The sequence below is a fragment of the Gracilibacillus timonensis genome (genome assembly GCF_900086715.1).
Classification (GTDB): domain Bacteria; phylum Bacillota; class Bacilli; order Bacillales; family Amphibacillaceae; genus Gracilibacillus; species Gracilibacillus timonensis.
This window is the reverse complement of sequence record NZ_FLKH01000011.1, coordinates 631,229-643,621: the sequence shown is the minus strand read 5'-3', so window position 1 is coordinate 643,621 and position 12,393 is coordinate 631,229. Positions and strand designations below refer to the sequence as shown.

General features: G+C 40.0%; 12 protein-coding genes. 4 read left to right on the top strand and 8 right to left on the bottom strand.

The window, feature by feature from the left end; genetic code table 11:
• Positions 1-532: 532 nt before the first annotated feature.
• Complete coding sequence (locus BN6556_RS10360) at positions 533-793, bottom strand: PIN domain-containing protein (protein ID WP_066190712.1); 261 nt, start codon at positions 791-793, stop codon at positions 533-535.
• Positions 794-1,330: 537 nt separating this feature from the next.
• Between BN6556_RS10360 and BN6556_RS10355 the strand changes: the two genes are divergently transcribed.
• On the top strand, positions 1,331-2,050 hold the full coding sequence (locus BN6556_RS10355) for a hypothetical protein (protein ID WP_066190711.1): 720 nt from the start codon (positions 1,331-1,333) through the stop codon (positions 2,048-2,050).
• Between the two features lie 200 nt (positions 2,051-2,250).
• On the opposite strand, the gene BN6556_RS10350 is transcribed toward BN6556_RS10355, so the two are convergent.
• From BN6556_RS10350 to BN6556_RS10320, 7 genes are all read right to left on the bottom strand, one after another.
• Positions 2,251-3,063 carry a carbohydrate ABC transporter permease gene (locus BN6556_RS10350; RefSeq protein WP_066190709.1) on the bottom strand — a complete coding sequence of 271 codons (813 nt, stop codon included), beginning with the start codon at positions 3,061-3,063 and terminating at the stop codon, positions 2,251-2,253.
• Complete coding sequence (locus BN6556_RS10345) at positions 3,063-3,947, bottom strand: carbohydrate ABC transporter permease (RefSeq protein ID WP_235817503.1); 885 nt, start codon at positions 3,945-3,947, stop codon at positions 3,063-3,065. The genes BN6556_RS10350 and BN6556_RS10345 overlap by 1 nt, the downstream gene beginning before the upstream one ends.
• A gap of 102 nt (positions 3,948-4,049) precedes the next feature.
• Positions 4,050-5,345, bottom strand: a complete 1,296-nt coding sequence (locus tag BN6556_RS10340) for an ABC transporter substrate-binding protein (protein ID WP_066190705.1) — start codon at positions 5,343-5,345, stop codon at positions 4,050-4,052.
• A 108-nt stretch (positions 5,346-5,453) separates the two neighbouring features.
• Entirely contained in the window at positions 5,454-6,776 is a 1,323-nt protein-coding gene (locus BN6556_RS10335; RefSeq protein ID WP_066190703.1) for a response regulator, read from the bottom strand.
• Entirely contained in the window at positions 6,773-8,227 is a 1,455-nt protein-coding gene (locus tag BN6556_RS10330) for a sensor histidine kinase (protein ID WP_066190700.1), read from the bottom strand. The genes BN6556_RS10335 and BN6556_RS10330 overlap by 4 nt, the downstream gene beginning before the upstream one ends.
• The gene (locus tag BN6556_RS10325) at positions 8,228-9,205 is read right to left on the bottom strand and encodes a substrate-binding domain-containing protein (protein ID WP_066190698.1); all 978 of its coding nucleotides are present in this window, start codon (positions 9,203-9,205) and stop codon (positions 8,228-8,230) included.
• 175 nt (positions 9,206-9,380) lie between these two features.
• Positions 9,381-9,953 (bottom strand): nitroreductase family protein, encoded by a 573-nt coding sequence (locus BN6556_RS10320; protein WP_066190696.1) that lies wholly within the window; start codon positions 9,951-9,953, stop codon positions 9,381-9,383.
• A 198-nt stretch (positions 9,954-10,151) separates the two neighbouring features.
• Between BN6556_RS10320 and BN6556_RS22090 the strand changes: the two genes are divergently transcribed.
• The 3 genes from BN6556_RS22090 (at position 10,152) to BN6556_RS10310 (ending at position 12,341) form a co-directional block, all read left to right on the top strand.
• A complete protein-coding gene (locus BN6556_RS22090) occupies positions 10,152-10,313 on the top strand; it encodes a hypothetical protein (RefSeq protein WP_161485688.1) in 162 nt (53 codons plus the stop codon).
• Between the two features lie 74 nt (positions 10,314-10,387).
• The gene (locus BN6556_RS10315; RefSeq protein WP_066190693.1) at positions 10,388-11,632 is read left to right on the top strand and encodes a helix-turn-helix domain-containing protein; all 1,245 of its coding nucleotides are present in this window, start codon (positions 10,388-10,390) and stop codon (positions 11,630-11,632) included.
• A 553-nt stretch (positions 11,633-12,185) separates the two neighbouring features.
• A complete protein-coding gene (locus BN6556_RS10310) occupies positions 12,186-12,341 on the top strand; it encodes a DUF1540 domain-containing protein (protein WP_066190690.1) in 156 nt (51 codons plus the stop codon).
• Positions 12,342-12,393: the final 52 nt, after the last annotated feature.

Genomic DNA, 12,393 nt, shown 5'->3' with positions numbered 1-12,393 from the left:
ATGCCAAATATTATAACACACTATTTTTCGAATTGTTAGCCAATTTTGTAGATTTTAGAATTTTTTACGCGATTGTTGATGGATTTTTGGGTGATAGCGTTTTCACTTATGGTGGGTTCTAGTTAAAGTTTATACTTGAATTGAAGTGATTTTTTCGTTCTAACTTAAAGTGAGTGTTATTTTATTTTTTGAAGTTCGGATCTATCGAAAACTCGTTTACATCTATCTCGTGCTTAGTTATTTTTTTGATCAGTTGTTTCTCCGAGACCAAAAAATATTTCAAACACAAAAGCCACCAACCTGACATGGATTACCTTATGTCAGATCGGTGGTCTCTTAATTAGAAATGTTTCATCTTTATATTAAGGAAAGATATTCTTCAGGTCTAATGAATCTTACACCTTCATATTCTGCTAAATCAGTTAGACCAGATTTCATATCTTTCGTCAAACAGTAATCTGCTTTTCCTCATATGGCACATTCGATAAACATTTGATCATATTCATCTCTACTTAAATTAGGTACGCTATCTTTATTCATTGTATTGATGGAATGAGAATGATAGAAAATATCCATTAAATGCGAAAGAAAAATAATTACGATATTCCTCTGAATGAAATGTATGCCTTGCAAAATTTTTAGTTATGTAAATCAATTCTCCGATTGTTTCTTGAGAGAACAAAAGTAAAATACGCCTATCATAAATAGGTTGCATTATTTCTTGACAGGCGTAATCATTATCAAACCATGCATCGATAAATATATTTGTATCTATTACGATTTTATCTCTCATACCTCTTAATTCCCACTTTTTTTCTTAGTTCATCAGCAGTTATATTATTATTTTTCATAGACGTTTGTGCCATATCACGCATTTCCAATATTGACTTTAATTTTTTTCTTTTTCTACTTGTGGAGTTGCCATTTCGTCATCCTCCTTATGATCACACATACCGTTATCTACCTCCAATTATCATAAATAGTAATAGTATATGCGACTTTACACTTAAATTTTATACATCAAAAATATAAAATTGTAAACCAGTTCAAATCGCTTCTCAGGCATTCATTCCAAACTAATTCTGCTTTTATACTTGAGGAGCAGATAAGGAAAATCCAGAAAGTGACTTTTGACTTAAACTTACATTATAATTCTCATTCATAGTTCTCAAGGGATTAAAATAGTACATCTTCAAAATGGGCATAAACCTTGAATTTCACAGCATATATGACAGTTTTTTTTCAATGATTAAATCGTAATATTACCTTGATATAATCATAAAATCTCAGTATATTTGAATTACATAAAATGTGGGAGGGATTGATTCGAGTGGAAGATACAGGAGAAAAAAGGAAATGGAACAAGAAAGTCATTATTCTATCTGTTATCGCTTTATTGTGTATGGTTGGAATTTATGTTCTTGGTAATTACATCGGTGATCGAAATGCTACGGTGGAACTAGAAGGTGAGAAAAAATCAAGAGAAGAGATGCTGAGTGAAGTAGCTAAAATGGAAGGGCAACTTATGGTAATTGAAGATGAACTGACGGAAATCAAAAAAGAACAAGAAACTAAAACAACGGAATTAGAAGCATTACAAGAAGAATACGATGAAACCCAGTCCATTATTGATCAAAAGAGTGATTTAGAAAATGAGTTGACAACACTAAATTCAAATAAAGAAGAAATAGAAGATAATATTTCTCAATTAACTACGGAATTATCAGATACCCAAACTGACTTAGAATCCAAAATAGCGGATGCTGAAGCACAATTACAAAAATTAGAGAATGGCATTGTCGCCAAAAAAGCAGAGCCAAAAAATTTACCGGCTGGTTTCTTTGAAGTAGGAAATGATATTCCTGAAGGCAGATATAAAGTACAAACCAATGGCGGTTTTGGCAATTTCTTTGTCAATGAGGGGAGCAAGGCAAATATTTTATTGGATACCGTAGATGATCTGGGCGTTAGTGAATATATTATCAAACTAGTTGAGGGAGATGATATTGAGACGACCATTCCAACGAAATATACGCTTGTGGAAGAATAGAAAAGAGGTTTTTCTTGAAAAAATAATCGTGTTAAACCTCTAACCATTTATGATAGTAGACTCTGGTGCAAAGATTAACAAAGTATGTTATCCATATCGACTGATTTTCCTTACCCAAATGCCATTCAACAAGGACACTTATCTATAAAAGTGTCCTTGTTTGTTTTAGAGTCGTGTAAAATGTTTGAAACCTAACTACTCTACCCTTTCACCGACCCAGCCAAAAGCCCACGCACAAAATATTTCCCTAACAAAATATACACCAACAAGGTCGGCAGTGCAGCAAGGAGGGCTCCGGCCATTTGCACATTCCACTGGACGATTTGACTGCCGGAGAGGTTCTGCAGGGCAACCATCACTGGTTGGGCATTGTTATTGGTAATCGTCACAGCAAAAAGAAATTCATTCCAGATATTGGTGAATTGCCAAATCGCCACGACAACAAATCCAGTGATCGACAATGGAATGATAATCCGCCGAAAAATCCCTAAAAAGCTAGCGCCATCTACTTGGGCTGCTTCGATCATGGTATCCGGAATATTGGCATAAAAATTACGGAACATTAGCGTCGTAATCGGCAAACCATAGACAACATGAGTAAAGATAAGACCGCCAATCGAATTATATAACCCGATTTCATTAAGAAATTGGATTAACGGGATCAGAATACTCTGATAAGGAATAAACATTCCAAAAAGAATCATGGTAAAAACGATTTCCGATCCTTTAAAACGCCACTTCGACAATACATAACCATTCATTGCTCCGAGAATGGCTGATAGGAATGTGGCCGGAATCACCAAGTAAAAGCTGTTCATTAAATTCGGTGCCAATTCGGAAAAGGCATGGGTATAGCTGGATATATCTATCGCGGTGGGCAAGGTCCACATCTGAGCAAGGGATACTTCATCCAATGGTTTCACACTGGTAATCAACATAACATACACCGGTGTGAGAAAGAATAGGGCAACTAGTGTTAAGACAATGTATTTGATACTTCTTCTGATTACCATTAGGATGCCCCCCTTCGACTATTAATGAGATAAGGTACAATAAAGATGGCGACAAGCAGCAGCATAATAATGGCGATCGCTGCACCGTTGGCATAATAATTGCCGCGGAAGGTCGTTTCAAACATATACACCCCAGGCACATCGGTGACAAAATTGGCACCCGGGCCTGTCATCGCATAGATAAGATCAAATATTTTCAATGAAATATGAGCCATGATAATGACCACACTCATCGTAATCGGCGTCAGTATTGGTAAAATCACCTTGCGATAGATCTGCCATTCCGATGCCCCATCTATTCGAGCCGCTTCCCTTAATTCATCTGGTATCCCTGTCAAACCAGCTACATACATTGCCAGCGAAAAACCAGTCATCTGCCAGACAGCCGCAATGACGACGGCAATAATCGCCACTGGCAAACCGAATTCAATACTACCCCATTGGAAACCGGCTAAGATATTGGTGTCGGTATACCATTTTGGCTCGATACCAAAGATACCAAGAAATTGGTTGAAGCCTGTAGACGGGTTCAGCAGCCATTGCCAGACTACCCCGGTGACAACAAACGATAACGCCATCGGAAATAAGAAGATATTCCGGAAAAAGGCATTGGCCCTTTTCGTTTGGTCGAGTAAAATGGCGAGGCTGAGACCAAGCACAATTACACCGCCAATAAAGAAAATCGTGAAAAAAATGGTGTTACGCAAGTCCGATTGGAACCGATAATCGGCGAATAAGTACAGGTAATTCTTTAATCCAGCAAAGGACATATCGGGCACTAAGGAGTTCCAGTTACTCATGGAAACCCAGCCAGTCCAACCAATAAATCCATAAACAAAGACAATGATTAACAAGAAAGAAGGGGCCAGAAATAAGCCAGCCATTAGTCTATCTTTTGTTATTTTCACGGTGGGATCCTCCTCTCTTTTGTTCTTTATATTCTTCTTAGCAGAATGACCCGCACAACGCGGGCCATTCTCTATTATTTACAGCTCGCCTTCTGCTTGTTTTAATTTCTCAATAAATTGGTCCACGTCTTGCTGGGTGACAAAAATATTCACCTCTTGGTTTATTTTGGTCAGGAAACCTTCCGATGCTGCTGAGCCATGGGCAAGACTTGGCGTCAGGTTACTATTCTGAAAATCTTCCATCGTATCTGTGCCATACTCATCATATTTGGAAGTGTCGGCGTCTACGCGTGCCGGTATTGACCCTTTTAGTGGATTAAAGGCATCTTGACCCTCCACAGAGGCAAGTACGGATAAGAATTCCTTGACCGTATCAGGATTCTCTACGCCGTCCGGCAAACCAAACGTATCGGTAATCACCATAAAATCTTCCGTTGTACCTGGAAAGGCAAAATAACCGAAGTCTTGATTAGTTTCCAGGTCTAAGTCATTGGAGAAATAGCCCTTGGCCCAATCCCCCATATTAGTCATAGCTGCTTCCTTGCCACCAACCAATTGGGCGGCATCTTGCCAGTTTCTGGAGGCATGATCCTCGTTTACATAGCCAATAATCGTTTGGAAATATTCCGCTGCTTCTACCACACGAGGATCATCAAAGCTAACATCTCCCGCCCATAAGCCGCGGTAATCATTCGGTCCTAACGTCGCCAATAGCAGATTCTCAAAGATTTGTGTTGCTGGCCATGATTCTTTATCACCTAAGGCCAATGGCACCACACCAGCACTATCCAACTGTTCCAATACATCGACAAACTCATCTAATGTCGTAGGTACCTCGATATCATTTTCTTCGAATAGTTCCATGTTATAAAACAAGACATTACCACGGTGAATATTGACTGGAACGGAGTAAATATCGCCATCCTTACTGACCAAGTCAAGCAATTCTTCTGGGAATTTATCCGTCAGTTCATTTTCTTCATAGAAATCGTTCAATGGTGTCATTTTGTCGGCTGCTACCCAACTTTCATTTAATTCTGCCCCGCCATGTACCTGGAAGGTAGAAGGTGGATCATTCCCTTGCATTCGTGTGGCAAGAACGGCCTTGGCATTGGTACCCGCTCCGCCAGCTACCGCTGCATTCTCCACCGTAATATCAGGGTGCTTTTCCTCAAACAGGTCAATCAATGCCAGCAAACCATCTTCTTCCCCAGCACCCGTCCACCAGCTAAAGATTTCAACGGTATCTTCATCACCGCTGCCGGAATCGCCTCCGTCATCGGTGCTTCCACCTGTATCTTGATCATCTCCACCACATGCCGCTAACAGTAACAACATGAATAAAAAGAGAAGTGCCAGACTTTTTTTCCACATTCCTAATACCCCCTATATAAATAATATGAGCGCTTTCATTTATGATTATATAAGGAAAGCGCTCTCTTGATCGGTCTTGTTTTCTGTATATTTTTACGAAAATCTTCACTATTTTACGATCTGCTGCTGATATTGCTTAGGTGACATGCCGACATGCTTTTTAAAGACACGACTGAAATAATTGGGATCTTTATAACCGATATCAATACTGATTTCCTTCAAACTGGCGGAATGTTTCTGTAGTCGTTCCTTTGCTTGTTGAATGCGGATTTCGGTCAGATAATCAATAAAGGTGTGTCCGGTCACCTCATGAAACAAATTGGAAAAATAATTGGTGCTTAGTTCGGCATAAACTGCCATATCCACTAGGCTGAGTGACTGATGGTAATGTCCGTCGATATACTGCCTTGCTTTCTCGATTTTTTCCTGTGATTGAAAATAAGATTTCATCTCTTGAACGACCCACTGGATAAAGTCTCGCCAATCCGCTTCAGTAAGCAGATCTTCTCGCCTAATAGGCAGCTGGATACCTTTTGCTTCAGTAATTTGTTTGACCTGTACGAAGAGTTCGACATCGGCAACTGGAAGAATAGCCTCAATCTGCAATTGCATCCGCTGTTCGTCCCCATCGCGTATGGCCTCTAAAAAAGCAGGCACGGGCGACGTCTCTTCTGCTATTCTGCTAGCAAAACCATAATGTCTTGCCCCTGCAGTGATCAGTTGTCGCAGGGCTTGCTTTGCTTGATGATATGATTGTGTTAATGAAGAAAGTACGTGATACTGCTTGCCAATTCCAATAAAATAACGATCTCCCAAGCTTAATTGCAGCTGCCGTACCTGTGTTAAGATAGCCGCATTGGTTATCTCCTGATGGCCGATATATAATCCGACCTGACCTTGTATGACATAACCAGATAGTGGCGGCAAGGGATGATTAGATTGGATGAAATAACCCATTGCCATCTGTGGAAATAGTTCTCGTTGCAAGGCTGTTGCGTCTTCGCCTTTGATAGCTTTAGCAAGGAATAATTCTTGTTGGCTTTGCCTAATATGGCGAGCTTGTGCTATTTCCTCTTTTACATGTTGAATGGCTTGGAGTATCTCTTTCTTTTGGCCAGGCTTTAAGATGTACTCCCGCACCCCGAACTTCATCGCCTGTTTGGCATAGTCAAAGGTATCATAGGCCGTCACCATAATAAACTTTGTCTGCGGTAGTTCATGGTGTATGGCTGCAATTGCCTCCAGTCCATTGATACCAGGCATCTTGATATCCATCAGAATTAAATCTGGTTCTAGCTGCTGAGCTAATTCAATCGCCATTCGACCGTTTGGCGCTTCCTCGATCGGATGCATATCAGGAAAATGATCTTCCAAAAACTTTCTCATCGCCTTTCTTTCGAGATATTCATCTTCTGCAATAAGCACCTTCATGCTAATGCCCCTTTCTGGTCTGCCGCTTGCAAGTACAAACGAATCACGGTTCCTTTATTTATCGCTGTATCAATCTCTAAGACATGATCGGTTTGATAGAAATAGCGCAGTCGTTTAATCACATTGACTAAGCCAATCCCTGTCAGGTGCCCGACATGCCCATCGCTTTCTTCTGTTGATTGGATAATTTGCTGCTTTAGCTCCTGTGACATACCTATTCCATTATCGGTTATTTCTACCATCATTCCATGGGAAAAAGGCTTGAGATAGATCGCCATTTCTCCGTTTTCTTCCAGTGATTCCAAGCCATGAATAAAGGCATTTTCCACTAATGGCTGTAAAATCAATCGCGGCATGGATAGATTAAACTTGTCTGGTAACGGATCCACATGAAAATCGATTCGATCCATAAAACGAGTTTGCTGAATCGCGATATAATTCTCCGCCATTCTAAGTTCCTCTTTTAAGGTCGTCACTTTACTTAAGTCACCCAAGCTGTGACGCAACATAGCTGCCAAGGCATCGATTAATTGCGAAGTTGAACGCGCTTCTTCTAAATAAGCCATCTTAGAAACAGTATTGAGCGTGTTAAACAAAAAGTGTGGTTGGATCTGATTTTGCAAATGTTTTAATTCTAATTCCCTCATTAACTTCTCCTGTTCCGACTGATCCTTGATTTCCTTGATAAGATGACGAATATTGCCACGCATTTGATTAAAGGAATCTCCCAGTAATTTCAGTTCATCCGGCGACTGGATAGCAACTGGCTGACCGTCTAAATCGCCAGCCGCTACCCCCTTGGCAGCCTCAGAAAGTTTCTGCACTGGACGATGAATCCCGCGGGAAAAACGAATCGTAATATAGGCCCCAAGTATAACGGAGGTAATTAACAAATAGATGGTAAAATATTTAAATGCCTCATTACGCTCTCTAATATCGGTATATAAGGTTTGATATTCACTTAAGGAACTATCCAATAATTCCATGGTTGCTTCTTGAATATAGGAGGTGGTTTGCTGTACTTCTTTAAGGTGCATCGTATAATATTCCATATCGTCACGTAAGACAAACCCTGCCGTCATATCGGTTTGATAGTTTAGTGTTTCAATCAAGTTAATATAATTTTTGTACCGGATGGCATGCTCTTCTTCTAGAATGGGTGCTGTTTCTTGTTTGAAATGGGTTCTAGCTTGATAAAAGGCATTCAAATCTTGTTCTTCACCACTCAAAACATAGGTCTTGGTCTGATCCGACAATTGCTGAGCCGCTTGAGAAATCGAATTAAGGCTTAACAGGTTTTCAAATTCCTGATGGTATTCCTCCATTAATTTGGTTGAACTAACATAAATCGATATCGTAACTACATTAAAGAGAATAATAATTCCAGTAAAAAGCAGCGTCAATTTGGAGGGAATTGTCTGACCTTTCAACAAATGCTTGATCCGTCTCATCTACTGCTCCTCCTTTGGAATAATTTCCCCATTCAGGATATCTTCCTGCTTGATAATGCCTGTTTCGGTATGTTGAATGCTGTCTGGTTGTTGATTTTGATACCATTGGACCATTTGTTCAACAGCTTGCTGGCCCATTTCTTGCGGATACTGGGCAACGGTTGCCTGAATCTTATCATTCTCTATAAGGGAAAGTGTTTCTGGTAGGAGGTCAAAGGCTAACACATACGGTCGACTGGTCGGATTTATCTCTTCAATGGCTTGCACAATGCCAATACCATCTAATGCACTAACCCCAAAAAAGGCGGTAATATTCCCATGATTTTTTAAAAGCTGATAGGTGCCGTCCGCAGCACCTACTTCGGTAATGCGAGATTCCGATACACCGATTAATTCCATTCGATCGACATCCTCGATGGCCTTCTCAAATCCGGCCAAGCGATCTAGCTGATTCTGCGCCTCTTTCAGTCCAATAATAACGGCAATCTTCTGCTTTCCTTCTGTCTCCTTGATTAATGTCCGACCAGCTAAATAACCGGCTTGGAAATTATCGGTGCCCACGTAGAAGTCACGATTGCTGGTTGGATTGTCCGTATCAATCGTCGCAACGGGAATCTTGCGGTCCTTTGCTTTCTTGACCAGTTGAGGAAAGCGTTCATCATTCATCCCTTTGACAATAATACCGTCCACATCAGCAGCGATCATACGGTCGAAAGTCTCCAGCCTTTCTTCATCGTCAGCAAGCTTAGGACCAATATACTCTAAATAAACATCGTTCTCCTCTGCTGCTTGCTTTGCCCCTTTTTCAATCAAGCGCCAATATTCATTGCCCACTTCTTCGGTAATTAATGCAAAATGATAATCATGACTCATCTCTGTAGAAGCTTTTTGATCAATATAAAACGTTTCTTTACCATAATAGATCATGAAACTAAATGATATTATAAATAAAATGAGAAAGCCTATTTTACGCAACAATCATAGCACCCCTCTTCATTTGAGTTGTTTATCCATTTTGATTGTAAGCGTTAACTTTTGATTTGTCTATGGGGGAGGGGGAGTGATAGATGTCTATTTTTGTGAGAAGTAATAAAAGAAGAGGGAAATCATTGCAAACAAAAAGAAACCTAGGGAATCCCCTAAGTTTCTCCTCTTACCCTCTATATTCTCCTTCAAAAACTGTTTCTGCTAATGGACGACGTGGAGAAGGTGCTTCACGTTGTTGCAGCTTCTCTGCTAATTTTTCTTTGGCATCCTGATAACCAATCGCAATCACGGCATGAGGTTGGAACTGCTCTGGAATATTTAAGGCTTCACGAGCTTTGTCTTTATAGAATCCACCCATCGCATGGGTTACTAAGCCTTTTTGCATCGCTTGCAGGGCTAAATATCCCCAAGAAGTACCTGCGTCAAAGGCATGAGAACCATTTGCCTCAGCGTCTGAAACGATTAAGGCTAAGACCGGCGCCTTCTTACACCAAGCAAGATTGGTATCCTTAATAAAAGAATAAAATTTCTCTTTATCCACTTCTGAACGGGCAATAATATAACGCCAAGGCTGCTTATTGCTACCTGATGGCGCCCATCGTGCTGCCTCAAATAAACTCATTAAGTCCGACTCTTCTATCTGTTTATCCGAAAACGAACGCGGCGACCAACGCTTCAAGAAAAGCTCATCTATCGGATGATCCGCTATTCGATAATCCTTGATATTAACATCTACCATACGTATCTTCCTCCTTTGTTTCCTTCATCATTATAGAACAAAATCCTCTCCTTCTCAAAAATCACGCTTGAACGGCGTCGGCATATCTTATAAAGAGATGGGCGAACGAATCAGAGGCATGTCTCCAAACACCATGCTTGCATTCCATGAAGGTAAAACCATCGATTCGGATTCCAAACGACGAAAAGAGGAAATCTAATGAAGACATTTGTGTATTTTCAGCTTTTTATGATCTTTGCTTTTCTCTTATTTATCCCTATTTTATTGTTAGTTATTCCACTAATAGGGATAAAAACATTTGTCATTATTATACTTATCCTCATCATCGGATATCTGATTGAGCTATTTTTGTGTAAATAATTTGCTTAATCATCATTTTTATAGTATTATATACTTAGTTACAAATAATCATATAAAGGAAGTGTGAGGAATTAATGTATGAAGTAGGAAGAATCATTAAGATACACCGTAATAAAAAGAAATGGTCACAGAAGCAATTGGCCCACTTAGCTAAATGCAGTATTTCCACTATAAGCAAGTTGGAACAAGGAAAACAAGAACCTTCTCCTGAATTGCTGTTGCGGATTTTTCAAGCGTTAGAATTGGAAGCGCTAGCAAAAGAAAATAAACCGATTCGTTTTCAACAATTGAGTAATTGGCTGAAAAGTATCGCACATCGCCAATATGAATCTGCTGATAGCCATTATCAACACTTAAAGGATTTTCCGATTGCTTGCTTTGGTAATCAAAAAGAACAACGTCACTTATGTCATTTTCGCTATGCTTTGCTATATTGTGATCTGGAAAAGGCAGAAAGATACTTACCCCACGTGATTAGCTATACAGAAGTATTAGCTTCCCCCGTTAGCTACCCTTATTTAAAAGCGGTTGGTTACTATTTCATGTTAAAGCGACATTTCATCCATGCCCTTACCTACTTAAATAAAGCCGCTGAATCATACCCAAAACAATTAGAACATGATGGGGAACTTCATTTGTACTATGCAAATACATATTATCACATGAAAAAACATGCCCGTACTCATGAACATGCTGCAAAAGCGTTTCAATTATTTCAAAATTCATGGAATACCGCCAATATGGTATTATCACGCCTATTGCTGATGATCAATTCCTTTGTAGATCGCACGCTGGCTCATCATCATTTGACCAGTGAATTACAAACTATGCTAGACAATGACGGGAAGTCGAATCATTATTTTATTTATTATGTATTAGGTATGGTGCACGCTGACAAGAAAGATTATGAGAGTGCACTGAAATATAGCAAATTAAATCTGCGTCAATCGGCACAGGGATTGACACTTAAACTGAATGCCATGTTGTTCGCTGCCTATATTTATCTGCTTCGAAAAGAAAGGGATAAGGCCATTCACGTCATTCAAACAGCGGAGAAGTCCAAGCTTTCGAAGGCTTTTGAATATCAATTTTTCATTTTAAAAGGGATCGCCAAGCGTACCTATCATTCGGAATTATTTCTGCAGCGCTTAAAGGACAAAGTCTTGCCTTTTTTTGAGAGGACGGGAGATTGGATGTCGATTGATTATTGTCATGATATCTTGGGATATGTTACTTACCATAAGCATAATTACAAAGCAGCAGCCAATCATTATTTTGTTCACCGACGTGATGTTGTTATCAATCATTTGTTGACGTGAGATGTTTGAAAGATAGTGCAGTGGATTGGGGGGCTGCGCGTTTGGGTCTTAGCGCCTAGGAACGGGAATGGCTACTACCAGTCCGCGTGATTCTTATGGACTTAGGAACGCGATTGTTTTCCTCAGTCCGCGAGATTCATTCTTACGGACAAAACTTTGCGATTCAGCGGTTTTTTGTCCGCGAGATCCATTCTTACGGACAAAACTTTGCGGGTTGGCGGTTTTTTGTCCGTTAGATTCATTCTTACGGACAAAACTTTGCAGGTCGGCGGTTTTTTGTCCGTGAGATCCATTCTTACGGACAAAACTTTGCAGGTCGGCGGTTTTTTGTCCGTGAGATCCATTCTTACGGACAAAACTTTGCAGGTCGGCGGTTTTTTGTCCGTGAGATCCATTCTTACGGACAAAACTTTGCGGTTCGACGTTTTTTTGTCTGTGAGATCAAATTCTCACGATAAAATTTTACAATCCAGTCAGCTTCCTAAGGCAAAGGAAAAATTACCATGCATGATTAGCGGATAGCTCTGCAAACTATCACTAGGAGGTGTGCCAGATGGCGAAGGATGTTAAATGTGAAGTGAACAATTGTATGTTTTGGACGGAAGGCAACAAATGTAATGCAGACGTCATTTATGTAGTAAGTCACACGGGCCACAGTGCGGCTTCGAAAAAAGAAACCGATTGTACAACATTTCAGCCTAGCATCTAATTCCCTTCTCGGTTGGAACATGTCACCCCTACCATCAATGAAAGAACCTCTG

Excerpts from the sequence above, each read along its gene's own strand:
- BN6556_RS10360 (WP_066190712.1), bottom strand. The coding sequence starts at position 793 with ATGAGAGATAAAATCGTAATAGATACAAATATATTTATCGATGCATGG.
- BN6556_RS10350 (WP_066190709.1), bottom strand. The coding sequence starts at position 3,063 with ATGGTAATCAGAAGAAGTATCAAATACATTGTCTTAACACTAGTTGCC.
- BN6556_RS10345 (WP_235817503.1), bottom strand. The coding sequence starts at position 3,947 with ATGGCTGGCTTATTTCTGGCCCCTTCTTTCTTGTTAATCATTGTCTTT.
- BN6556_RS10340 (WP_066190705.1), bottom strand. The coding sequence starts at position 5,345 with ATGTGGAAAAAAAGTCTGGCACTTCTCTTTTTATTCATGTTGTTACTG.
- BN6556_RS10335 (WP_066190703.1), bottom strand. The coding sequence starts at position 6,776 with ATGAAGGTGCTTATTGCAGAAGATGAATATCTCGAAAGAAAGGCGATG.
- BN6556_RS10330 (WP_066190700.1), bottom strand. The coding sequence starts at position 8,227 with ATGAGACGGATCAAGCATTTGTTGAAAGGTCAGACAATTCCCTCCAAA.
- BN6556_RS10320 (WP_066190696.1), bottom strand. The coding sequence starts at position 9,953 with ATGGTAGATGTTAATATCAAGGATTATCGAATAGCGGATCATCCGATA.
- BN6556_RS22090 (WP_161485688.1), top strand. The coding sequence starts at position 10,152 with ATGAAGACATTTGTGTATTTTCAGCTTTTTATGATCTTTGCTTTTCTC.
- BN6556_RS10315 (WP_066190693.1), top strand. The coding sequence starts at position 10,388 with ATGTATGAAGTAGGAAGAATCATTAAGATACACCGTAATAAAAAGAAA.
- BN6556_RS10310 (WP_066190690.1), top strand. The coding sequence starts at position 12,186 with ATGGCGAAGGATGTTAAATGTGAAGTGAACAATTGTATGTTTTGGACG.